This is a genomic window from Bacillus sp. 491mf (genome assembly GCF_900112415.1).
In the GTDB taxonomy this organism is placed as follows: Bacteria; Bacillota; Bacilli; order Bacillales; family Bacillaceae_G; genus Bacillus_A.
The window spans coordinates 36,412-58,971 of the sequence record NZ_FOLV01000009.1; the positions used below are offsets into that span (position 1 = coordinate 36,412).

The 22,560-nt window shown below is 35.0% G+C and carries 25 protein-coding genes and 1 other annotated feature; of the genes, 19 read left to right on the forward strand and 6 right to left on the reverse strand.

Going from position 1 to position 22,560, the window contains the following annotated elements:
- The first annotated feature begins 200 nt into the window (after positions 1-200).
- The 4 genes from BM211_RS10980 to BM211_RS10995 all read left to right on the forward strand — a co-directional run bounded on the left by BM211_RS10980 (position 201) and on the right by BM211_RS10995 (position 2,963).
- Positions 201-1,079: a methyltransferase domain-containing protein gene (locus BM211_RS10980; RefSeq protein WP_090997114.1), complete on the forward strand. Its 879-nt coding sequence runs from the start codon at positions 201-203 to the stop codon at positions 1,077-1,079.
- Between the two features lie 60 nt (positions 1,080-1,139).
- Positions 1,140-1,595 (forward strand): tRNA (N6-threonylcarbamoyladenosine(37)-N6)-methyltransferase TrmO, encoded by a 456-nt coding sequence (tsaA, locus tag BM211_RS10985; protein ID WP_090997117.1) that lies wholly within the window; start codon positions 1,140-1,142, stop codon positions 1,593-1,595.
- 76 nt (positions 1,596-1,671) lie between these two features.
- The gene (locus BM211_RS10990; RefSeq protein WP_090997119.1) at positions 1,672-2,196 is read left to right on the forward strand and encodes a P-loop nucleotide/nucleoside kinase family protein; all 525 of its coding nucleotides are present in this window, start codon (positions 1,672-1,674) and stop codon (positions 2,194-2,196) included.
- A gap of 257 nt (positions 2,197-2,453) precedes the next feature.
- Positions 2,454-2,963, forward strand: coding sequence for a GNAT family N-acetyltransferase (locus BM211_RS10995; RefSeq protein WP_090997121.1), 510 nt, complete (start codon positions 2,454-2,456; stop codon positions 2,961-2,963).
- 224 nt (positions 2,964-3,187) lie between these two features.
- Here the strand turns inward: BM211_RS10995 and thrS are convergent, their stop codons facing one another.
- The gene (thrS, locus tag BM211_RS11000) at positions 3,188-5,110 is read right to left on the reverse strand and encodes a threonine--tRNA ligase (RefSeq protein ID WP_090997123.1); all 1,923 of its coding nucleotides are present in this window, start codon (positions 5,108-5,110) and stop codon (positions 3,188-3,190) included.
- A gap of 318 nt (positions 5,111-5,428) precedes the next feature.
- Positions 5,429-5,660: a binding site (T-box leader), on the reverse strand.
- A 260-nt stretch (positions 5,661-5,920) separates the two neighbouring features.
- On the opposite strand from thrS, the gene BM211_RS11005 reads away from it, so the two are divergent.
- Genes BM211_RS11005 through BM211_RS11015 form a run of 3 tightly spaced genes read left to right on the forward strand, consistent with a single transcriptional unit; the run spans position 5,921 to position 8,703 of the window.
- Complete coding sequence (locus BM211_RS11005; RefSeq protein WP_090997126.1) at positions 5,921-6,850, forward strand: AAA family ATPase; 930 nt, start codon at positions 5,921-5,923, stop codon at positions 6,848-6,850.
- Positions 6,847-7,947, forward strand: a complete 1,101-nt coding sequence (locus BM211_RS11010; RefSeq protein ID WP_035436533.1) for a DUF58 domain-containing protein — start codon at positions 6,847-6,849, stop codon at positions 7,945-7,947. Before BM211_RS11005 ends, BM211_RS11010 begins: the two co-directional genes overlap by 4 nt.
- Positions 7,948-8,001: 54 nt before the next feature.
- Complete coding sequence (locus BM211_RS11015; protein WP_090997128.1) at positions 8,002-8,703, forward strand: hypothetical protein; 702 nt, start codon at positions 8,002-8,004, stop codon at positions 8,701-8,703.
- Positions 8,704-8,731: 28 nt separating this feature from the next.
- Here BM211_RS11015 and brnQ read toward each other — a convergent pair whose 3' ends face one another.
- Entirely contained in the window at positions 8,732-10,099 is a 1,368-nt protein-coding gene (brnQ, locus tag BM211_RS11020; RefSeq protein ID WP_090997131.1) for a branched-chain amino acid transport system II carrier protein, read from the reverse strand.
- A gap of 365 nt (positions 10,100-10,464) precedes the next feature.
- On the opposite strand from brnQ, the gene BM211_RS11025 reads away from it, so the two are divergent.
- Genes BM211_RS11025 through BM211_RS11035 form a run of 3 tightly spaced genes read left to right on the forward strand, consistent with a single transcriptional unit; the run spans position 10,465 to position 12,378 of the window.
- On the forward strand, positions 10,465-10,917 hold the full coding sequence (locus BM211_RS11025) for a DinB family protein (RefSeq protein WP_090997134.1): 453 nt from the start codon (positions 10,465-10,467) through the stop codon (positions 10,915-10,917).
- Between the two features lie 20 nt (positions 10,918-10,937).
- Positions 10,938-11,762, forward strand: a complete 825-nt coding sequence (locus BM211_RS11030) for an MBL fold metallo-hydrolase (protein ID WP_090997136.1) — start codon at positions 10,938-10,940, stop codon at positions 11,760-11,762.
- A gap of 46 nt (positions 11,763-11,808) precedes the next feature.
- On the forward strand, positions 11,809-12,378 hold the full coding sequence (locus BM211_RS11035) for an SGNH/GDSL hydrolase family protein (RefSeq protein WP_090997139.1): 570 nt from the start codon (positions 11,809-11,811) through the stop codon (positions 12,376-12,378).
- Positions 12,379-12,437: 59 nt separating this feature from the next.
- Here BM211_RS11035 and BM211_RS11040 read toward each other — a convergent pair whose 3' ends face one another.
- Positions 12,438-12,611 carry a DUF1272 domain-containing protein gene (locus tag BM211_RS11040; RefSeq protein WP_035436521.1) on the reverse strand — a complete coding sequence of 58 codons (174 nt, stop codon included), beginning with the start codon at positions 12,609-12,611 and terminating at the stop codon, positions 12,438-12,440.
- A 138-nt stretch (positions 12,612-12,749) separates the two neighbouring features.
- Here BM211_RS11040 and BM211_RS11045 point away from each other — a divergent pair, with 138 nt between their 5' ends.
- Entirely contained in the window at positions 12,750-13,208 is a 459-nt protein-coding gene (locus BM211_RS11045) for an Lrp/AsnC family transcriptional regulator (RefSeq protein WP_090997144.1), read from the forward strand.
- Positions 13,209-13,265: 57 nt separating this feature from the next.
- On the opposite strand, the gene BM211_RS11050 is transcribed toward BM211_RS11045, so the two are convergent.
- Positions 13,266-14,198 (reverse strand): DMT family transporter, encoded by a 933-nt coding sequence (locus tag BM211_RS11050; protein ID WP_090997150.1) that lies wholly within the window; start codon positions 14,196-14,198, stop codon positions 13,266-13,268.
- A 135-nt stretch (positions 14,199-14,333) separates the two neighbouring features.
- Positions 14,334-14,780, reverse strand: coding sequence for an Lrp/AsnC family transcriptional regulator (locus tag BM211_RS11055; RefSeq protein WP_231559741.1), 447 nt, complete (start codon positions 14,778-14,780; stop codon positions 14,334-14,336).
- A gap of 106 nt (positions 14,781-14,886) precedes the next feature.
- Here BM211_RS11055 and BM211_RS11060 point away from each other — a divergent pair, with 106 nt between their 5' ends.
- The 8 genes from BM211_RS11060 (at position 14,887) to BM211_RS11095 (ending at position 21,035) form a co-directional block, all read left to right on the forward strand.
- Positions 14,887-15,438, forward strand: a complete 552-nt coding sequence (locus BM211_RS11060) for a cysteine hydrolase family protein (RefSeq protein WP_090997153.1) — start codon at positions 14,887-14,889, stop codon at positions 15,436-15,438.
- A 444-nt stretch (positions 15,439-15,882) separates the two neighbouring features.
- Positions 15,883-16,290 (forward strand): MerR family transcriptional regulator, encoded by a 408-nt coding sequence (locus BM211_RS11065; protein WP_090997156.1) that lies wholly within the window; start codon positions 15,883-15,885, stop codon positions 16,288-16,290.
- Between the two features lie 124 nt (positions 16,291-16,414).
- On the forward strand, positions 16,415-17,737 hold the full coding sequence (locus BM211_RS11070; RefSeq protein WP_035436505.1) for a hemolysin family protein: 1,323 nt from the start codon (positions 16,415-16,417) through the stop codon (positions 17,735-17,737).
- Positions 17,738-17,857: 120 nt separating this feature from the next.
- On the forward strand, positions 17,858-18,214 hold the full coding sequence (locus BM211_RS11075; RefSeq protein WP_090997159.1) for a hypothetical protein: 357 nt from the start codon (positions 17,858-17,860) through the stop codon (positions 18,212-18,214).
- A gap of 133 nt (positions 18,215-18,347) precedes the next feature.
- The gene (locus BM211_RS11080) at positions 18,348-19,064 is read left to right on the forward strand and encodes a class I SAM-dependent methyltransferase (RefSeq protein ID WP_090997163.1); all 717 of its coding nucleotides are present in this window, start codon (positions 18,348-18,350) and stop codon (positions 19,062-19,064) included.
- 84 nt (positions 19,065-19,148) lie between these two features.
- Positions 19,149-19,718 carry a histidine phosphatase family protein gene (locus BM211_RS11085; protein WP_090997166.1) on the forward strand — a complete coding sequence of 190 codons (570 nt, stop codon included), beginning with the start codon at positions 19,149-19,151 and terminating at the stop codon, positions 19,716-19,718.
- A 231-nt stretch (positions 19,719-19,949) separates the two neighbouring features.
- Positions 19,950-20,465: a DinB family protein gene (locus BM211_RS11090; protein WP_090997171.1), complete on the forward strand. Its 516-nt coding sequence runs from the start codon at positions 19,950-19,952 to the stop codon at positions 20,463-20,465.
- Positions 20,466-20,627: 162 nt separating this feature from the next.
- Positions 20,628-21,035 carry a GNAT family N-acetyltransferase gene (locus BM211_RS11095; protein ID WP_090997174.1) on the forward strand — a complete coding sequence of 136 codons (408 nt, stop codon included), beginning with the start codon at positions 20,628-20,630 and terminating at the stop codon, positions 21,033-21,035.
- Positions 21,036-21,247: 212 nt separating this feature from the next.
- Here the strand turns inward: BM211_RS11095 and BM211_RS11100 are convergent, their stop codons facing one another.
- Positions 21,248-22,540, reverse strand: a complete 1,293-nt coding sequence (locus tag BM211_RS11100) for a helix-turn-helix domain-containing protein (RefSeq protein WP_090997177.1) — start codon at positions 22,538-22,540, stop codon at positions 21,248-21,250.
- Between the last annotated feature and the right edge of the window lie 20 nt (positions 22,541-22,560).

A 22,560-nucleotide genomic window follows, 5' to 3' on the forward strand; every position in this document is an offset into this window, starting at 1 on the left:
TATGACGGATATCTTAACGTTATTAGCGTTATTTTTTATACTATATGAACTCATTAAGACAAAAAATGAGCTGAAATTTTTAGAAACGATATGAAACGTATATTAGAAAAAGAAGATAAAGATATATAATTTCACTTTTGTTGACGAATTTTATACAAACTGAAAATACTAACTAAATGTGGGGAAAGGAAGGTGTTGAATTGGAAGATTATTATTGGGATGAAAAATTGGATTATTTAAAAAATACAAGAGATTTATATTATAATGATGACTATTTAGGGTTTTTGGTGAATTCAGTTTGGAAAATTTCTAAGCCTGTACATATCATTGACTTTGGTTGTGGGTATGGATATCTAGGGCTTAAGTTATTACCTCTGTTACCAAAATGCTCAAGATATACGGGTATTGATAAAGGCCAGAAATTGATTAATGATGCAAAAAAATTGTTTGAAACTCTTCCTTACGAAGCTGAATTCATAGTGGCTGATGTTACTGAAATTGAATTAGAAAGTAAATATGATATAGCAGTTTGCCATGCTTTTCTACTGCATATGACTGATCCAATAAAAATGTTGCAGAAAATGATACATTCAGTTGTTAATGAAGGGAATATTATATGTTTTGAACCACATTGGATTTCTAATATGTCTTCATATAATCTTAGTGAATACGATCAATCAGAAATTATGCAGCTTGGCTTTCTTCAGAAACTGTTTGAAGAAGATACAAAACGCAATGGAAAAGATGGGAACATCGGGATTAAATTACCAACATACTTAAGTGAATTAGGTGTGGAAAATATTGATTGCCGAGTTAGCGATAAAGTTAATTTTCTAGACTCTAACGCAAGCCAACCAGATAAACAGAGATTATATGATTCTCTCAAAGAAGAAGGACTAGGTATAGCTCCGGCTGAAAAAGACGAATTTATTGAACGTTTAATAAATCGAGGGGCCACATTTAATGAGGCAAATGAACAATATAAAGCGGAATTACGGTTTTCTAAGGTATTTAACATTAATTCGTCTTTAAATTATGCTCCAAGTATGAAAATTACTTTTGGGGTTGTAAAAACATGAGGTAGATAGTTTATTTACTGCTGATAAGTGTACACCATGTAAAGAAAGAAGGAACCTAATTTGAGTTCAATAAATATGACTTCTATTGGTGAAGTAGCATCAATTATTGATGAAAAGGTATATGAACGGTGGGGAGAAGTTGTTTCAACAATCATAATTCATCCAGAATATAAAGATGGACTAGTTGGATTAGAAGATTATTCACATGCGATCGTTATTTTTTATATGGATCAATTTAAGGAAAAAACGCAGTCTTGGATTAGAAAACCAAGAGGAATAGAAGCTTTAGATGAAAAGGGCTGTTTTGCACAAAGAACAAAGTATCGCCCGAATCCTATCGGGATTTCTACCGTTGAGATCGTATCAATTGACGATAATGTAATGATTGTAAAAGGATTAGATGCTAATAATAAGACGCCAGTTCTAGACATTAAGCCATATGTATCAGAGTTTGACTCAAGAGAAGATACTTTTTCGCCAATATGGATGAAGGAATTAATGAAAGATTATTTCTGATTTACTTGATTATCATGAAAGTAGTTTGCGCTAATAAGTAGAGTTGAAAAATAAAGTATAAAGAAGGTGTATTCGTATGTTTTTTCTTCAAATGTCAGGTTTTCCAGGTTCGGGTAAGTCTACTTTGTCTAGGGAAATAGCAAAAATAACAGGTGCAATTATCATAGACCATGATATTGTGAAAACGGCACTATTAGAATCTTTTGGAGTAGATGATATCGATCCAAGCGTTGCTGGTAAAATTTCGTATGATATTGAGTGGGCGTTAATAGATTTTCACCTGTCGCAAGGGCATGATGTGATACTTGATAGTCCTTGTTTGTATGTAGAAATGGTGGAGAAGGGGACAGCTTTGTCTAAGAAACATCATGCAAAATACAAATATGTTGAATGTTATTTGAATGATATGCGGGAAATTAATTATCGATTAAAAAATCGTGAGCGGATGATTACTCAAATTCAGCAGGTAGGATCTGAAACGTTATTTAAGAACTGGGTTGAAAATAGTAAAAAACCATCTGATTATCATTATTTGGTTGTTGATTCTGGACAATCTTTAGATTCTTATTTAAATGAAGTGATTACATATATTAATAGTTAAAAATATATACATACAAATAAAAAATCGACATAAAAACCCTCTTTCTTTTTAGGCTGGCAAGAGCATCTGGCCATGCATAGAAGCGGTCAGAACCTTCTTCTGCCACATGCAAGGTTTAAAACAAAGATGTACGAAGTGTTTCTGGCCTAAATGGAGAGTGGTCATATATCCGAATGGTTATTTTAATGAAATTAGATAGGTAATATAGATACACCTAATTTTCATTAAGCTACAAATTTAATAAAGAGGTGATTGTCTTGAATATTGATGTGAAAATTGAACAATTATTTTTAATTGAAGAACATCTTAATGAGCTTTCAGAACTTTTAATAAAGGTTGTAGAAGATGGGGCTTCGATTGGATTCTTACCACCAATGAAAAAAGTAGATGCAGAGAAGTACTGGGAAACCGTTCTTAGCCCTGAAGTGATTTTATTTGTTGCTAAATTAAACAATCAAATTGTTGGAAGTGTACAGTTACATTTATCGACGAAGCAAAATGGAAGTCATAGAGCTGAAATCGCAAAGTTAATGACACACCCCAATTATCGACGTAATGGTATCGGTCGTTTACTTATGCAAAGGGCTGAAGAAGTAGCAAAGCAGAAGGATAGGTCATTATTAGTTCTTGATACAAGAGAAGGAGACCCTTCCAATAAACTATATACTTCATTAGATTATATTCGAGCTGGGCAGATTCCTAATTATGCGAAATCTGAGAACGGTGAATTAGCTGCTACGATCTTTTACTATAAAAATATCAATTAGTCTTCTTGAACTAATAGGTGCTTTAGTGGAATATGGAGCATTAAAATGATTACAATTTTTTATAAAAAACAGCTCTTAAAAATAAAAGTAAGCTATCGTTTTGATCAATCTTCATTCAAAACGATAGCTTTTTATATGCAGTGAAATTAATAGTTTAGAGTGATTTTTAATCAACCTTTATTCTAAACCTACAGTTTTGTGGCTTTCTTACGTTTTCTTTTCTGTTATAAACTTCTATTTTGAATTTCCTGCTGAATGTTAGCGAAGAATTCGTTAAATTGTACAGCTATAGATTGTTGTTCTCCGTATTTTCGAATGTTTACTTCGTTTCGCTCAGCTTCTTGATCACCAACGACAAGGACATATGGGATTTTTTGAACTTGTGCTTCTCGCATTTTATAACCAAGTTTCTCATTGCGAAGATCGAGGTCTATGCGTACACCAGCATTTTTTAACTTTTCTTCTATTTCTCTTGCATATTGCTCATGTACTTCAACAGATACAGGTATAATTTTTGCTTGTACGGGAGCTAACCATGTTGGGAAGGCCCCGGCAAAATGTTCGATTAAGATACCGAAGAATCGATCGATTGAACCAAATACAGCACGGTGAATAACAACAGGACGTTGTTTTTCATTTTTTTCATTAATGTAACTTAAGTTGAATTTCTCGGGCATTTGGAAATCGAGCTGTACAGTTGCACATTGATGACTTCTATTTAAGGCGTCTTTAATATGGAAGTCGATTTTCGGGCCGTAAAATGCTCCGTCACCTTCATTGATTTTATAGCGGAAATTTAGTTCTTCTAGTACATTTTGCAGCGCGCCTTCCGCCTTGTTCCATAACTCGTCGTCTCCCATTGAATTTTCCGGCCTTGTAGAGAGCTCAACTTCATATTCAAAACCGAATATACGATATACATAATCGATTAAATCAATTACTTCTTTTATTTCATTTTCAATTTGTTCAGGTGTTACAAAAATATGAGCATCATCTTGACAGAATGTACGAACTCTAAGAAGTCCGTTTAGAGCACCGCTAAATTCATGGCGATGAACTTGCCCAAATTCAGCAATTCGAACCGGTAAATCACGATAAGAGTGCAGCTTATTTCTAAACATCAGCATGTGGCCAGGGCAGTTCATTGGCTTTAATGCAAATTTCCCATGATCAACTTCTGTGAAATACATATTTTCTTTATAATGATCCCAATGACCGGAGTTTTCCCATAGTTTTTGATTCATGATTAAAGGAGTGCGTACTTCTTGATAATTACGCTTTTGTTGAATCCCCCTTAGAAAAGCTTCCATTTCATTTCGGATAATTTGTCCCTTTGGTAAATAAAATGGCATTCCTGGTGCTTCTTCAGAGAACATAAATAATTCTAATTCATTGCCTAATTTACGATGATTGCGCTTTGCGGCTTCTTCTAAAAAGATAACATACTCATCTAGTTCCTTTTTAGAAGGGAAGGCAACCCCATATATTCTTTGAAGAACTAGGTTATTACTGTCACCGCGCCAATATGCTCCTGAAACATTTGTTAATTTAAAAGCTTTCATAAAGCCAGTAGACGGTAAATGTGGTCCGCGGCATAAGTCTAAAAATTCACCTTGTTTGTAAAGAGTTATGTTTTGATCAGCAGGGATATCTTCTAATAGCTCTAGTTTTAGATGATCGCCGAGCTCTTCAAATATTTGCTTTGCTTCATCGCGGTTAACTTCGATTCGTTGAATTTCCAAATTTTCATCAATAATGTTTTGCATTTCTTGTTCAATTTGAACTAATTCTTCAACTGCAATACTATTCGGAAGATCCATATCATAATAAAATCCATTTTCAATAACAGGACCAACACCTAAATTAATGTGACCGTGTATTCTTTTAACTGCTTGCGCTAATATGTGTGCTGCTGAATGACGCATTACATCTAAGCCTTCTTTTGATTCTACAGTTAAAATTTCAATTTCTGCATCTTCTTGTATGCCTCTACGTAAATCAAATAATTGCTGATTCACTTTTCCAGCAATAGCTTTCTTTTTTAACCCAGGACTAATCGATTCGGCAATTACCTCTAATGTAGTTCCTTTTATATACTCCTGTTCACGACCATCTGGAAAACGAATTTGAATCATTTTGTTACTCATTACTATCACTCCATTTCATAATATAAAAAAACGCACTCATCCCTAAAACAGGGACGAGTGCGTTAAAACCCGTGGTTCCACCCAGATTCCCATCGCAGTTAAAAAAGTGACGATGGCTCCGTTCGCTGTAACGTAGCGTCTACGGTATTGGATACTCTGTTTCCCCAATACAGCTCCAAGGTGGTAAGTATATTCTTCTGCGTTAGGAAGATCTCAGCAATTCTTCCTTCTCTGTAAAACCGTAAGAATACCTCATGTCCTTTTCATAGCTAATTGTTATATGGAATTGAGAAAAATAAAAAACGCACTCATCCCTAAAACAGGGACGAGCGCGTTAAAACCCGTGGTTCCACCCAGATTCCCATCGTACTTTAACAAGCGTCGATGGCTCCGTTCACTGTAACGTAGCGTCTACGGTATTGGATACTATAATTCCCCAATACAGCTCCAAGGTGGTAAGTATATTCTCCTGCGTTTAGGAAGATCTCAGCAATTCTTCCTTCTCTGTAAAACCGTAAAGAATATCTCGTGTCCTTTTCGTTGCTTTTTTATAGCATTAGTATGTTGATTCATAATATACAGTATATAAATTATTTTTGCAAATCTTTTTTTGGAATAAATTGCGAATTTTTTTAGGGATTTCGTTTTTGATTAGGGTTTGCAGCGTGAATCTTTTTTACAAGTAGTATATGTAAAAAGAAAACTTATTTTACAAAAAGTTTCAAAAACCAAACAGTAAATATATAAATTCTGATATACTACTAATAAATGTCAGAAAACACAGAAAATAATAAACAGAGGGGGAAGAGTATGTCGATTTTAGAGAGAATTCGAGAAAATGTCTCACAAGTGATTGTAGGGAAAGAAGAGGTTATCGATTTAGCGATGATTGCATTAGTTGCAAACGGACATGTTTTATTAGAAGACGTTCCGGGAACGGGGAAGACATCATTAGCGAAAAGTTTAGCTAAAAGTATAGATGGGAAATTTCAACGTGTACAGTTTACATCAGATACATTGCCAGGAGATGTTGTAGGTTTAGAGTATTTCGATATGAAAGAATCTGATTTTAAAACAAGGATGGGACCGATTTTTGCGAATATCGTGCTTGTCGATGAAATTAATCGTGCTGTTCCACGTACACAGTCCGCTTTATTAGAAGTAATGGAGGAGCGTACGGTTACGATTGCGGGAGAAACGCATGTGTTGCCGCAGCCATTTATTGTACTTGCTACGCAAAATCCATTAGAGTCTGCCGGCACATTTCCGCTTCCAGATGCGCAGTTAGATCGCTTTTTATTAACAATCAGGCAAGGGTATCCAAATCGAGTGCACGAAAAGGAGATGTTACGCCGTTTTCGCCAGCAAGACCCGATGCGCAGTCTGCAAAGTGTCGTGTCTCTTGGAGATATTTTATCTTTGCAAGAACAAGCAAAGCAAGTTGAAATTCACGAAGAAGTGGAAGATTACTTATTGGATATTGTAGAAAAGACACGACAGCATGAACTCGTTGAAATTGGGGTAAGTCCGCGTGGTTCATTAGCTTTCATGAAAGCAGCACAGGCCCGGGCGCTATTAAAGGGAAGAGAATTTTGTACACCGGATGATCTTTATACGCTAGCAGAGCCAGTATGTGCGCACCGGTTAACTCTTAGTATTGAAGGGGATATGAAAACAACGAAAGCACATGTAATGAAAGAAATTTTGGAGCAAGTAGCTGTTCCAGTGGAGAATGTATGAAAGAGAAATTAATAATTAAACGTCCGCTTGTGGAAGCGTATGTTGCATGGAGTGTCGCTTTTATTACAATACTCATGTGGCTATTTGTACAAAATTTCTTTCTATTTGTAATTGCTTTTTTCTATTTGCTGATGGTTAGTTTTGCTCATTGGTATATTCGAAAAACTACGCAAATATATTGTGAAATAACACAGCAACACGAACGTCTATTTATCGATGAGACTGGGCATTGTCGTGTACATATTGTAAATCCAACGAAACTGCCAATTTTTGAAGTTGCTTTTCGGTTTCGCTCAGATGAACATATGAAATGGCAATGGCCAGAAGGAGAATTAGAGCAATCAGTTCACTCGTATCGTATTCCATTGCAACTGAAAAAGCAGGAAACGGTAGAGATCGATTTACATGTATCTGCGCAGCAAAGAGGACTGCAAAGCTGGCAAGAAGCTGAAATCATTTTGTCTGATCCATTTCATCTCATTACAATTCACATCCCGATTCGAAAACAACAAATGCCGTGTTTTCGTATTTATCCTCGCATTGCCAAAGTAAATATTCCAGAAACAAACAGCTGGAAGCACGGATTTCGAACGGCCGCTGTATCACCTCTTTATGATGAAACGAAAATCATTGGCGTAAAGGCATATGAACAGGAATCATTTCGAGCAATCCATTGGGGAGCAACTGCAAAAACAGGTGTATTAAGTGCAAAAAAGTATGAATATACGCAAGGTGATCGATATGCGGTCTATTTAAATGTATTAGGTTCAACGGGATATACACTGCGCCCAGATATAGAGTATTTAATTGAAGTAACAGCGGGCGTTTGCCGGCAACTAATAGCGCAAGATTGTTCATTTGAACTATGGGTAAATAGCATGTGTGAAAATGGAATAGTCCATATAACATCTGGTAAATACCGAAAACAATTACACAAAACATTACAATTATTGTCGTCCTTAACAGATCGAGATGTTCCGTTATCCTCGTCTTATTTCTATCAAACAGGTTTCCGCCAGCAAGAAGCTGGAGCTATTCCAATTATAATTGGGAATCCACCTGAAAAACATGGAGGATGGTTGCAAGTGGTGAGATAAAGTAGAGGGGATAATCGATAGTTTTTACTGTATTGATCTGAGGGGCATACAAGTATGGTATATAAGCGAAAGCGTTTTGTATTTCAGATGCTTTTAGTTAGTATTTGTTTAGTACTTGCTATGTGTATATCAAGCGGTGCGCTTTATACGCAAACAATATTAAAAGAATTGTTGAAACAAGAGCGACTACCTAATACGGATGGGTGGGAGCCCCCTAAAATATCTAAGAACAAAGAAGAAGTACCTCCTTGGGAGAAGGAAAAACGGACACAAACAAAATCGAATGTTAAAAAAGGTGAAGGGGAGCCAATGGAACAAGTGGAAAGCGAAGTAAAAAGAAGAATCACAGCGCCTCCTGTTGATAGTAAACCCTTTCCTAAACAGCAAATGATCCTTGTGATTTCAGTTATCACAATCGTACTAGTTGTAATTGTATTATATCGTTTGAAGAGAAAGAGAGGGAAAAGTGAAGAAGAAATTATTAAAATGGGCAGTGAGCTAAAAGGGGAGGAAGCTACTATTCAGCAAGTTTTTTCTCCTTTACCGATAAATAAAATTAGGGCTGCTGTTGCACAGTGGGAGAGAACATTACCAAAATATGAACAACGTCGTCCTTTTGAAACCATTCAACAATGGCTATTTCGTATAAGGAAAAGTAAAGATATTGTTTCGATCTACGAAGATGTACGTTACGGACATTTTGATGCTTCTAATGAAAATGTAGAGAAAGTGAAAAAGTGGACAGAAGAAAATTGAAAATGAAAAACATCCTAAACTGAAAAGTTTAGGATGTTTTTTTTCGTGCAAGATCATGAGATGTATCTACACTAGAAGTATTCTTTACTCGTAATAAACTAATTCCATAGCCTAATACCGCTCCGATAAGTGCTGGCATAATCCATCCGAGTCCAGCATCATATAAAGGTAAAATGCGTGAGAATAAAGAATTGATTGCTTCAACTTTTAGATTTGCAGCATTTAGTCCATCAAAGAGACTTACGATAAAAGTAAACAGTAAGCTTACTTGATATACTACTGATCTTCCTTTAAACACGCGGTGTAAAAACGTTAAGAAAATTAATACAATCGCTAACGGATATATCGCTGTTAATACAGGTACAGATATGGTAATCAGCTCTGTTAAGCCAAGGTTTGCAATAACTGCACTGAATATAGCTAAAATAACAGCGAATGTTTTATATGATATTTGTGGAAATACTTTATGGAAATAGGATGAACATGCTGTAGTAAGCCCGACACTTGTCGTTAAACAAGCTACAGTGATCATCATTCCTAATAATAAATTTCCTAAAGAACCGAAGTAGTAATTTGCTACTTTTGATAAAACTTCTCCGCCATTTTCTAAGTGCCCTAATTTAGAAACACTAGAAGCGCCCATAAATGCAAGTGAAGTGTAAACAGCAATTAATACGACAGCGGCAATTAGTGCTGCTTTTATACAAACATTGATAACTACTTTTTGGTCACTTACACCTTGCGCTTTGATTGCATTAATAATGATAATACCAAATACGAAAGCTGCGAGAGTATCCATTGTTAAATAGCCTTGCTGAAAGCCTTTGAAGAAAGAATTAGTAACAAATTCTTGTGTTGGCGCTTGAATGTCACCAATTGGTTTTACAACAGCCGTAACAACTAAAATGCCGATAAATGATAATTTAATCGGTGTTAAAAATTTTCCGACAACATCAACAATCTTTGTTGGATTTAAAGAGAGTAAACACGTAATGCCGAAAAACACAATAGTGAAAATAATCAAAGGTAAATGACTACTATTTTCTCCTACAAATGGTTTTACACCTATTTCAAATGATACGCTTCCTGCTCGAGGTAAAGCAAAAAGAGGACCAATTGCTAAATAAAGAATAAATGCGTATACACTCGCAAACCATGGATGTACACGACTTGCCATTGCTTGTAAGTCATCACTACCAGAAACACCAAATGCTAATACACCAAGTAGTGGTACACCAACTCCTGTAATTAAAAATCCAGCGGTAGCAACCCATACGTTACTTCCTGCTGTTTGTCCTAACATAGCAGGGAAAATTAAATTACCTGCTCCAAAGAAAAGGGCAAAGAGCATAAGCCCAATCACAAAGATATGTGAAGTTTGTACATTTTTTGACACGAAAAAACCTCCAAATTTAAATATTTTGAATTTTTTGTACAGTAATTACAATACAAAGTCATTTTTTGTCGAATTACTACGATAATAACAAAAATAAATTATTATGCAAGACAAAAATGAATTTTTCGTAAATTTATTTTTTCTATCAATTTTATTGTATATAAAATTCAATTAATTACGTATTTTAAGCGCTTTCTTTCCGTGGTATATTACAGAGTATTTTATGATAGTCATTATTTTTGTATAACAAACAGAAAAACAAATTGAATATTCTATCATTTTGTAATTATCGAAAAAATAATTTGATTTAATAGTTAATTTTGTGATATTCTGTAAGAAGAACAAATGTTTGCGGGAGGGTAGATATGGCTCAAACATCAATTGTTGAATATTGGGATTATTATTCTAGTCTTACTAATGGTTTATTGAAGCACTTAAGTTCAGAAGATCTTTCTTTTCGTCCATATGAATCTATGAAAACATTAGGTGAAGAGCTTCGCCATATTGCAGATGCACGTGAAATTTATTTGCGTGCGATGATGAATAAAAAAGGACCATCATGGCGGGAAAAACGAATGGATTCAGAAATGTCCGTAAATCTCGATAAGTTGAAAGCGTATTATAGTGAATTAGGGAATGGTTACAAATTATTTACCTCGGGACAAATCGAGTGGGAAAGAACTGTGGTTTGGAAAGAAATGAATGATCCTGATATCGAAAAATGTTTCAATTGGTTAGTTCACTTTGAATGTACGCATCAAGGGATATTAAGTGTGTACTTAACTGGACTACATATTGATTATGATATTTCTAGTTAATTTGAAGGAGAGATATAAAGATGAAGCATTATGTTTGTATCACGTGCGGTGTGCAATACCCATTTTATAATGAACCACCTGTAAACTGTGTAATTTGTAATGAAGAACGTCAATATGTAAATCCGATGGGACAAACATGGACAACGTTAGAGAATTTACAGGAAAGCAAAACATATAAGAATGAGATTGTAAAAGAAGAAGAAAATTTATATAGCATCACAACAAAACCGAAGTTTGCAATCGGCCAAAATGCGTATTTAGTTCAAACAGATAAGTCTAACGTGTTATGGGATTGTATTAGCTACATTGATGGAGAGACAGTAGCTAAAATAAATGAGTTAGGTGGAATTCATGCGATTGCTTTATCACATCCGCATTATTATTCTACACAAGTAGAATGGGCGGAACGATTTGATGTTCCTATTTACATTCATGAAGATGATAAAGAGTGGGTAATACGTCCAAGTGAACGAATTGTATATTGGTCTGGAGAATCTCTGGAAATTTCCGAGAGCGTAACATTATACCGTTTAGGTGGGCATTTTAGCGGTGGTTCTGTTTTACATTGGAAAACTGGGGATGAAGGAAGAGGAGTTCTATTAACCGGAGATATTATTCAAGTTGTTGCTGATGCAAGATGGGTAAGCTTTATGTACAGTTATCCGAATCTCATTCCATTACCAGCATGGAAAGTGAAAGAAATGGCTGAGAACGTAAAAGAGCTGAATTTTAACCGATTGTATAATGCATTTCATGGAATTGTGAAGGAAAAAGCAAATGAAGCTGTTCAAAAATCAGCGAAGAGGTATATAGAGGCACTTGAAGGAAAGTTACTTGATAAATAATATCATTACAAAGATAGGTTATAAATAGAAACGGTAGGTGCAGAAAGTGAAAAGGTTAATTTGTTTTGGGGATAGTATAACAGCAAGAGAAATGTTTGAAAATAAGGCATTGCGGTTAACACCTAGATTGCGAAACGCTTTTCCTGAATGGGAAATTTTGAATGCGGGTATTTCAGGTAATAATACGAATGATGCACTCAAAAGGCTTGAAGAAGATGTATTATCTCATCAGCCTAGTTTTGTAATTGTATTTTTTGGTGCGAATGATGCTGCATTTCATAAACAAATACCATTACAAGAATATAGAGAAAATATATTAGAAATTGTAGAACGAATTTCACCACACAAAGTATTACTAATTAGCCCAGCTCCAATTGATGAGGAAAGGCAAAATGCAAGAACAAATGCTGTTTTAAAGCAATATGCAGAAGTTGTATCAGATGTAGCTGCTCGAACTGGTAGCAATTTTCTTGATTTATATACATCTATCATTGAACTACCGAATTATAAGCTTCTTTTAGAGAATGAAAAGCAAGATGGACTACACTTTGGAGTACATGGATATGAATTTTTAGCCGAAGTAATCATTGAAAAGATAAAAGAAATTAAGTGGTGAAAAAATAACAGTAAAGAGCGCAAAATCTATAAGATTTTGCGCTTTTGTTGCATAAACTGTTATTTCTTTTTCGGTCTTCGAACTAATTCACCACCACAATTTGGACAGACGTGGTTTGTGCTTTCTGTACAATGTGAGCAAAAGGTACATTCATATACACATATGTATGCTTCTGAATCTTCTTGAAGGGCAGTATTACAAGTTTGACAATTCGCTTTCATTTCTAGTGCCATGGGGTTGCCTCCTTACATAGAGTAATAAGTTTTATAAGTATATGATAATATAGGATGGAGCTATTTTCCTTTCTGTTCATAATGCATTCTATGATTTTTCTTTGTGGTTAAAACAAATTTATGAGAGGGACATTACAAATGAAAATAGATGTAATTGACGCACAAATTTTACAATGTTTAAATCAAAATTCTCGTCTTTCCATTCGTGAATTATCTAAAAAAGTTAATTTGTCTGCGCCTTCCGTAGCTGAAAGAGTACGGAAGTTAGAGGATGAGGGGATTATTGAAGGTTATACAACAAAAATTAATTATGATAAGTTAGGTTTTCATATTCATGCTGTATTAGAAGTGAAAACAAAAAATGGACAGTGTGAAAGGTTTAGAGCATACATGAAAGCTTATCCGCGAGCTGTTTTTTGTTATCGCGTAGCAGGGCCTGCTAGTTATATAGTGAAAATTTCTGTCCGAAGCTTTCAAGAAGTAGAAGCGTTTATTGATGATGTTTCAAAATTTGCTGAAACAGTTACACATGTTATTTTTTCAGAAGTAGGGATAGGTAATAATGTGTTAGATTATTATAGTCCAGATGAAATGTAACGAATAAAATAATCTATAAAGAAAACAAGGATGGCATTTACACCACCCTTGTTTTCTTTATCTATCATTGATATATAAAATTGTATGTTTATTATGTGAAGATGTCTTTCTTTTATCAATTGCAACGATAAGAACACTCACTACAATGAGTATAGCTCCGATAAAAAATGTGGTTTTTAGCTCTTCATCCAGTAGTAACCATCCAAGAAATGATCCAACAAGAGGTTGGAAAAAGAAAAAGAGTGAGCCAATTCCTGCATCCATTAATTCCAAACCTTTGTTCCAAAGAAAAAAAGCACCAGCAGTTGAGATGATACCAAGGTAGATAATTCCTAAGATCAACAATGTATTAAGGCTCTGTAAGCGATATGTTTGTAATTCCCATATCATACAAGGCGTAATAAACAAAATCGCAAAAAATATGGCGTACGTAGTAATGATTAAGGACGAAAAACGCTGCGAGGCGATTTTGACGTATATCGATAATAATGCCCACGTAATAGCGGCCCCGACTAAAATGATTGTTCCAGTGAAATACGTTCCAATTTTGATATCCCATCCGATAACAATAGAAACACCTAACGTTGCTAGGAGTACGGAAATAAATTTACGTATGGTAATACGTTCTTTAATTATTATTCTTGCAAAAATGATCATAAAGGCTGGTGTTGCTGATGTTACTAAAGAACCTGTATGAGCATCGGACAATTTTGTTCCAATGAATTGAAAGGCAATGGAAACAAAATAACCGATAAAACCGATCCAAGCAAATAATAACCAATCCTTTCTCTTGATTGATATCTTTGTTTGCTGTTTTCGCTGCGTGATTTGTAAAATGATAAATAAAATCGCAAAAGCGATAACAAAGCGTAACCAAACAAGCGTAAGCGGGGGAACATATTCGAGTACGTATTTACTAACAACGTACATGCCTCCCCAAATGCTTGCAGCAAGCGATAAACATAATGTCCCGAGTAATGAATGTTTCATATCATAAGACCTCCGTCTAGTTTAGGATTAGAGAAAAATATCCTTAAGACGAAGCAATAGTATGCCCGTCTTAGAGACGGATTACTGGTTGATCATTTTCGAATAAGTTGTTGTAATACATCACAATTCTCCTTTCTATCTTGAATAAGTTTCTTTTATTTGATGAATGGATAAATTTAAGCGATAGTTGCCAAATCTTAAAATTTCATTTAATAAATTATGTAAATTTTCTTGGGAGTCTATTTGTACTTTGAGGAAATAACATCCTTCACCGCTAATTTTATGAGCTTCAACGATGGAATCTTCTTTTGTAATAAATGACGTGAATGTAGTATGTTCATTTGTCTTCATAAAAACCGTGATGAAAGCAGTATACTGCATGCCTAATTTCAAATGATCTACTAAAATGGTATACGCTTTTATTACTCCTCCATCTTCCATTTTTCGAATACGGTTTCCAACGGATTGGCCTGTCATATGAACGTTTTTTCCAATATCTTTCCACTGCATTCGAGAGTTGTTCTTTAGTAAATCAAGAATTTGCAAATCTGTTGAATCAATCATGGTTCCAAACCCTTTCATGGTGAAATCATATGACGTCAAAGTCTTTCATGAGAATGTTATGGCTAACTCGATAAAGCTCTATAATAAGATTATAACTTAATTTTCAAAATATTGGAGGCCGAAAATGAAAACAGGACTTGTATTAATTGATATACAAAATGATTATTTTCCAGGAGGCGGGTGTGAATTACATGAACCGTTAAAAGCGGTAGAAAACGCAAAAAAAGTGATAGGTTTTTTTAGGGGAATGAATTTACCTATATTTCACGTGCAACATATATCAGTAAAAGAAGGGGCTACTTTTTTTATTCCGAATACAGAAGGGGTAAAAATTCATCCTCATATAGCGCCTCTTAAAAATGAATTTGTTGTACAAAAAAATTATCCGAATAGTTTTCGAGAAACTAATTTATTCGAGTTACTTAAACAAGAAGGGATTGAACATTTGGTGATATGCGGAATGATGACGCACATGTGTATCGATACAACAGTTAGAGCTGCTAGTGATTTGGAGTTTGGATGTACAGTAATTGAAGATGCCTGTACGACAAAAGACCTTGTATTTAACGATGAAACGATTCAGGCTAAACGTGTTCATACGGCATTCATGGGTGCTTTAGAAAAAATGTTTGCAAATGTAATAAAAACAACAGAATTTTTATCAAGTAAAATGTAGTAAGAAATTGAAGCTATTCTACGACAAGTAGATTTATCCCGCATTAACGGGCAGTAATACTCCCACCTCAAAATTCAGCGAAAGCATTGTCCAGCTCCAGCGGCTAGAATCGCAGGTCGTTTCGCCCCCTCGGACGAGGCAAAAAGCGCCTCTTTGTCAGGGGCGTGGGCGTCCTGCGATTCTGAGCGAGCCGCTTCTGCTTTTCTTAAGAAGTTAGGTGGGAGATAAACTGCCCGTAAAAGCCCGATTGGTTCAACTAATAATCAGTGGGGGATGAAAAAACCCCCACTGATTAAAGTTTCACTTTATAGCTTCTTCTTTTTGACCGGAAAAAGATCTTAATATATTTATAAAATGTTATTCTTAACCATAACGTTTGACTGTACAGTTTATGTATTGTATGATATTTGTAACACATACTGGGGAGGGAAGGTCGTTGGGAAGGTGTACCGAATCGGACAGTTGGCTCACATGGCTCATGTTTCGAAACGAACGATTGATTATTATACGAATCTAGGTATTTTGAAAGCGGAGCGATCTCAATCCAATTATCGCTACTACGACGAAACAGCAATTGAAACATTACGTTTTATTGAGAGATGTAAAGAAATGCATATACCGCTTTCTGAAATTAAGGATAGGATCGAGGAGAAAACAAAGCTGCTCGGTGTTAATGAAAACGTTTCGGAACAAGTACATGATGTAACAGAGCGTATCCACCGTTTGGAGACGGAATTAGTAGAATTAAAACCGTTATTAGATGGGTTAACAGATTCACAGCGCGAAAAACTAACGAAACATTTATCAACTCAAACGACAGCTTTAATCCAATCTCTTATCTTACTATTATAGTAGATAGAGCTATCCACCCTTTTAATTTCTGTATAGCGCTTTATTTTCTAAATTTAAAGAGTAAAAGAAAGTAATTATTTATACAGGAGGTGGACACCTTAGTTTTCAAACTAAGGGGGATTCTTTGGAAATATTTAATTTAGTTATGATTGCGATTTTAATCGCATTTACTGGATTTTTCGTGGCAGCAGAGTTTGCTATGGTTAAGGTGCGTTCAAGTCGTATTGATCAACTTGTCGCAGAGGGAAGACGAGGCGCATTAGCAGCCAAAAAGGTAACAGCGAATTTAGATGAATATTTATCGGCGTGTCAATTAGGGATAACTATTACAGCTCTTGCGCTCGGATCGCTTGGAGAGCCTACGGTTCATCGTATATTACAGCCGTTATTTCAAGATCTACATTTTCCAGATACAGTTGCCAATTCAGTATCGTATATTCTTGCATTTGCAACGGTTACCTTTTTACATGTAGTTGTTGGTGAGCTAGCACCGAAAACAGTAGCAATTCAAAAGGCAGAAAAAATTACAATGTTGTTTGCAGCACCGCTTATCATGTTTTACAAAATCATGTTCCCGTTTATTTGGATGTTAAATAAATCGGCGCGTCTTGTAACGGGGTTATTCGGATTAAAACCAGCATCTGAGCATGAAGTAGCGCACTCGGAAGAGGAATTACGTTTAATTCTTTCAGAGAGCTATGAAAATGGGGAAATTAATCAGGCGGAGTATAAATATGTAAACAATATTTTTGAGTTCGATAATCGTATTGCAAAAGAGATTATGGTGCCACGGACAGAAATCGTTGGTTTCTATCTTGAAGATTCAGTAGAAGATCATATGAAAGTAATCCGAAGTGAAAAGTACACACGTTACCCAATCTTTGGAGAAGATAAAGACGATATTATCGGGATGGTAAACGTAAAAGATTTCTTTATTCGTTATATGAAAAACGATAAAGAAGACCTACAATCTATCAAAACATTTATGCGTCCTATTATTGAAGTAATGGAGACAATTCCAATCCATGATTTACTTCTGCAAATGCAAAAGAAGCGAATTCCAATGGCTGTGTTATATGATGAATATGGCGGGACAGCGGGAATTGTGACGCTTGAAGATATATTAGAAGAAATTGTTGGTGAAATTCGTGATGAATATGATGAAGATGAGCATCCTCCAATTCATCATGTTGATGAGCATCATAAAATTGTCGATGGTAAAGTATTGATTAGTGAAATTCAAGATTTATTTGGATTACACATTGATGAAGTAGAAGTTGATACAATTGGCGGTTGGGTGATGACACAAAATCACGAAATTCAAGAAGGACAATCGGTTGAAGCAGAAGGATATGAATTTAAAGTTTTAGAAAAAGATGCACATCAAATTAAGCGTATCGAAATTCGTAAAATGGATGTACAACAGGAAGAAGCAGCAACTGTATAGTTGCTGCTTCTTCTTATATTCATGTGAAAATAATGACCTATGTTATGTTTGAATATTTTCAATTATTTGGAATTGTGATAAAATGAAAATTACGTCTTTTCAAACGAGAGGTGGAGTCCTATGATATTTTCTTCCTTACCTAGTTGGTTTTGGGCAATCTACTATGGTGGTTTATTAATCGCATTCAGCCTTTCTTGTCTTTACCTCTCCCAGAAAAAGAAACAACGCATCAGTATGATAGGCAGTATCATTAATATTTGCTGTATTTTGTTTGTTCCAGTGTTCTCAGCCTTGAACTGTATTGCAAGAGAGGGAAATGAGTGGGATCATATTAAGTTGTCTGTCTCTCAAGGAGAAAGCTGGACGTTTTATACACTTGGTGGGCATATATATATTCTAGTTTGGACCTTGTTGCTGATTTGGTTACTTTTTCGCCTTTTTAAACGGAAGAGAATGGAAATAACTATGAAAGAATAGCTTTTCTTTTGCATATTTGAGGATTTTTTAGTGGCTCTTTTTAAAGAGTAGAGTGTTTTTGGTTAATGTCTTTAAGTGTATAAAATTTGTTAGAATGAAAGTTACGTCTTCAATTAAGAAAGGAAGATAGAGTATGAATAAACAGCAAATTATTGATGCATACGATATATTAGCTAGTCATTATGAACATTGTGTTGATTATGAGAGTCCGTATAATATAGATTATGAACGTCCGGCTATGATGAGTCAGTTGCCTAGCAGTATGACAGGGATGAATATACTCGATGCAGGGTGTGCAGCAGGATGGTATACAGAACAGTTTCTAACTAGGGAAGCAAATGTAATCGCGATTGATGTTAGTAGCGAGATGGTTGCGGCTACCAAAAGAAGAATAGGGGAGAAAGCAGAGGTTTATCAACTAGATTTTGAAAATACGTTACCTTTTGCGGATAGTACATTTGATTGCATTGTCAGTTCGTTAGCTCTTCACTATATTGCAGATTGGAACCGTACATTTGCTGAATTTGAGAGGGTATTAAAACAAAATGGAACACTTTTGTTTTCCGTTCATCATCCAGCGATGGATATTCAGTTATCGGAGAATAAGGAATACTTTAACTGTGAATTTCTTCATGATAAATGGAAGAAAAGCGGTAAGTATATTGATATGTATTTTTATCGCCGACCACTGCAAGACATTATAAATGATACACTTCATCATTTTGAAATTGAAAAAATAATTGAACCGATCCCAACAGAAGAATTAAGACAAAATTACCCATCATCTTATGAAAAGTTATTAAAACAACCAAGTTTTTTAATTATAAAGGCAAAGAAAAAGAGACTCTAAGAATGCAATAGAAATTGTCGTGTAAGATGTTACATTTTAGTAGTGTTGATAAATAAAAAATTACAATAATTTCAGGAGGAAATTATGTATACATACATTTATATGGTTAGACATGGCGAATCGCCAAAAACAGAAGGAGACGAACGAACACGCGGATTGACTGAGAAGGGAAAAATTGATGCAATTAGAGTAACTGAATTATTGAAAGATGAAGGAGTAGACACGTTCATTTCAAGCCCATATAGCCGAGCTATGTTGACGATAGAGGAGTTAGCTCATTTTTACGAGAAGGAAATATTAGTAGACGAAAACCTTAAAGAATGTATGTTTACAAGTGGGGATACGAAAATATCAGATAAGGAATTATATCCGCTTGTAAAGAGAATGTTTTCGAGTCCGGATTTTGCATTACAAGGCGGGGAATCAAAAACAGATTGTCAGAGCCGTGCTGTGGCAGTGTTGAAGCAAATATTAAAGGATTTTAGAGGGCATAAAATTGTAATGGGTACTCATGGACTTGTTATGACTTTAATGATGGAACATTTTGATAGTCGATATGGATATGAATTTTTAATGGAAACATCAAAACCGGATGTATACAGAATGAAGTTTAGTGGTGAGGAATTAATTGATATAGAAAGATTATGGACATAATGATTTTGACTAATTTTTAAGAAGGCAAAGCTGAGTAGCTTTGCCTTTTCATTTGTAAAATTCATGTTGTTTGTTTGGAATATAGTTTGATCATTTTTGTGCTGGAATGTTCAATTAAAGGGCCAGTTTGTAGAGGGTTTTAACAAGTTTTTTAGAGTTATTATTTAAATAGGGATTTTGAAGTCTTTTGGTGAATATTAAATGTTAATCTAAAAGATGGAGGTTGCTTTGATGTTGAAACTGTTTCAATATAACTGGCAAGTTCGTGATGATTGGTTTACATTGTGCGAAGACATACCGGATGAAGAACTATTAAAGAAACGGGTCGGTGGGTTTGGTAGTATCCTATATACCCTATTTCATATTGTAGATGTGGAATATATGTGGATCTTAGGTTTGCGAGGTGAACGAGTACCTGAGGAACCATTATTTGAAGATTATGCCAACTTACAAAAAGTGAAAAATCTTTCAGCCCAATACCGTAAGAAAGTGAAGCCATTTGTGACGTCTTGGACAAATGAAATGGATTCTCGGAAACTTTCAGAAACTGATTTCAATGAAGACCCGATTAGCTCTAGAGACGCACCAATCAGGCATCGAGTCATTGAATGTACACACGGAGAGATCATACGTCATGTCATTGCCCACGAAATCCACCATATCGGCCAGTTATCTATATGGGCACGTGAAATAGGGAGGGAGCCTATTTCCGCAAATCTAAGAGGAAGAGGGCTATTCGATAATTAGACTGCCTTTGCCAATTTCACAATTGGGCGCGTTACTGGAACAATGATAGTGCAGTTGCTTCTTCAAGTAACGGGGCAAGTTAATGAAAGAAGAAGCTACGTGAAAATATAAATTTATGTGTTGATGTTAAACTGTAATATACAAAAGTCAGGAGGTAATTATATGGGGAAATCTATCCATTATACGATTGAGTCCCCTGATAACTTTGAGCAATTACTAACCCTATATGAATCTTTAGGGTGGAATTCACATAAATTAACAGTTCATGAACTGGAACAAATGTGTAATCAAAGTTGGTATGCAATATATGCTTTTGATAAGCAACAATTAGTAGGTATGGGACGTGTTATTTCGGATGGTGTAATTACTGGAATTGTTTGTGGAGTATGTGTGCTGCCAAGCTATCAGTCTGAGGGAATCGGAAAAGAAATGGTGAATCGAATTATTCAACATTGTGAGAAAAATCGAGTAATGCCTCAACTTATGTGCGTAGAAAGTTTGGAAACATATTATGAAACTTTTGGATTTAAGAAATTTACCATTGGTATGAAAAAGAATATAAATCGATAAATTCGAATTAATTTATTGTAGGGGTTTTTGGCAGAAAAACTGCGATTTTCTGCCAAAACTCCTTTTAGAATTAGCAAATGCTTATATTGAATAGGCAATGACCTTCAACGATCGGGCGCGATTGTGGGACAACATAGGTAGAAATGATCAATTTTTTTATAAAAACCAAACTTAAATCTGCTGGAGAAGAATCCGTTTTGATCAATCTTTTTTCAAAATGGATTCTTTTTATTTATCGTACAACTTGGAATTTGCTCTTCCTTTTTTGGACTCTCCATAATCCCTCTTTTAAATTGGCTTGGAGTCACACCTACAATTTTTTTGAAAACCTTAGTAAAATAACTTTGATCATGGAAGTTTAAAAGAGTCGAAATTTCAGTTAAAGAATGTGGTGTAAAGGTCAATAAGCTCCTTGCTTCATCCACCTTAGCCTGTTGTATATATTCTTTTATTGTAATGCCAACTTCTTTTTTAAAAAGATTAGACAGATAGTTTGGATTCATTTCGACTAATTCAGCTAATCGTGAAAGGCTGATATCTTCGTATACATGGGAAAATATATAAATTTGACAAGTATTAATGGGCTTGGAATATTTCAGTTTCTTTCCTTTATAAACTCGTTCAGTAAGCTCTACAAAAGCATTTTCTAACAATTGGTTCACTGATCTATATTCGTTCAATTCCTCCAGCTTTTGGATAAACAAATCGCTTAGAGTGTAAGCAATATCGGGACTAAGACCTCCGTCAACAGCAGCTCTGGTAGCAAGTGTAATCGCAGCGATAGCCAATTTTTTTATGCTTCGTAATTGACTTGTTTTCGAAAGAACACCTATTTCCCATTCTTTAGGTCGAGTCTGAAATACTTTAATCAGCTCATCCTTTTTCCCCTCTGTGATACAACAGAAAAATTTCTTTTCATAAAGTGGATCAATATATGACATTGTTGTTTGTCGTTGTTTTGATACTTGAATTTCTGGCTGTTCAATGTTAAACCTCCTTTCTTCCAACAATCTATTTTGTTGATGTATATCAACCGTATCCAATTCTTTTTGATAAACCGTATAAAAAAGAAATCTACTTATGTTAATGAAATCCCACTGACTAATAACAGGAAGGGAACGGTAATATTCCATCAATTTCTCTTTATTTATGCTTAAATGAAAGTCGTTAAGAATTCCTCTAATGGATTCCTCCGGTATTTTGGAAAAAAGGACAGGTCCAACAATAATTTTTCCGTAAAATTGTTCTTCGAAAAATATATTAATCGAGAATAGATTTCCCAAGTAATCAGTTTCTGTAAATACGGGGAAGTGCAGCGTGTTATCCCCTAAAAACAATTGATTTAGTAATTTTCCTTTTAAGTCATCATACAGGTGATGCTGAGGATCAATGTAATGTTCAAATACCGATTCTCCTTGATTATTTAAGAAAAAGATAGGTATTTTAAACACCTCAAAACCTAGTCTGCAAATGTATTCAAAATCCTCTTGTTTAGGGAAATTCATGACTTTCCTCCACTCGTTTA

Excerpts from the sequence above, each read along its gene's own strand:
- BM211_RS11095 (WP_090997174.1), top strand. The coding sequence starts at position 20,628 with ATGGGGAAATCTATCCATTATACGATTGAGTCCCCTGATAACTTTGAG.
- thrS (WP_090997123.1), bottom strand. The coding sequence starts at position 5,110 with ATGAGTAACAAAATGATTCAAATTCGTTTTCCAGATGGTCGTGAACAG.
- BM211_RS11055 (WP_231559741.1), bottom strand. The coding sequence starts at position 14,780 with ATGAAAGGGTTTGGAACCATGATTGATTCAACAGATTTGCAAATTCTT.
- BM211_RS11060 (WP_090997153.1), top strand. The coding sequence starts at position 14,887 with ATGAAAACAGGACTTGTATTAATTGATATACAAAATGATTATTTTCCA.
- BM211_RS11045 (WP_090997144.1), top strand. The coding sequence starts at position 12,750 with ATGAAAATAGATGTAATTGACGCACAAATTTTACAATGTTTAAATCAA.
- BM211_RS11050 (WP_090997150.1), bottom strand. The coding sequence starts at position 14,198 with ATGAAACATTCATTACTCGGGACATTATGTTTATCGCTTGCTGCAAGC.
- BM211_RS11010 (WP_035436533.1), top strand. The coding sequence starts at position 6,847 with ATGAAAGAGAAATTAATAATTAAACGTCCGCTTGTGGAAGCGTATGTT.
- BM211_RS11015 (WP_090997128.1), top strand. The coding sequence starts at position 8,002 with ATGGTATATAAGCGAAAGCGTTTTGTATTTCAGATGCTTTTAGTTAGT.
- BM211_RS11090 (WP_090997171.1), top strand. The coding sequence starts at position 19,950 with ATGTTGAAACTGTTTCAATATAACTGGCAAGTTCGTGATGATTGGTTT.
- BM211_RS11040 (WP_035436521.1), bottom strand. The coding sequence starts at position 12,611 with ATGGCACTAGAAATGAAAGCGAATTGTCAAACTTGTAATACTGCCCTT.
- BM211_RS11025 (WP_090997134.1), top strand. The coding sequence starts at position 10,465 with ATGGCTCAAACATCAATTGTTGAATATTGGGATTATTATTCTAGTCTT.
- BM211_RS11075 (WP_090997159.1), top strand. The coding sequence starts at position 17,858 with ATGATATTTTCTTCCTTACCTAGTTGGTTTTGGGCAATCTACTATGGT.
- BM211_RS11085 (WP_090997166.1), top strand. The coding sequence starts at position 19,149 with ATGTATACATACATTTATATGGTTAGACATGGCGAATCGCCAAAAACA.
- BM211_RS10990 (WP_090997119.1), top strand. The coding sequence starts at position 1,672 with ATGTTTTTTCTTCAAATGTCAGGTTTTCCAGGTTCGGGTAAGTCTACT.
- BM211_RS11100 (WP_090997177.1), bottom strand. The coding sequence starts at position 22,540 with ATGAATTTCCCTAAACAAGAGGATTTTGAATACATTTGCAGACTAGGT.
- BM211_RS11080 (WP_090997163.1), top strand. The coding sequence starts at position 18,348 with ATGAATAAACAGCAAATTATTGATGCATACGATATATTAGCTAGTCAT.
- BM211_RS11030 (WP_090997136.1), top strand. The coding sequence starts at position 10,938 with ATGAAGCATTATGTTTGTATCACGTGCGGTGTGCAATACCCATTTTAT.
- BM211_RS11005 (WP_090997126.1), top strand. The coding sequence starts at position 5,921 with ATGTCGATTTTAGAGAGAATTCGAGAAAATGTCTCACAAGTGATTGTA.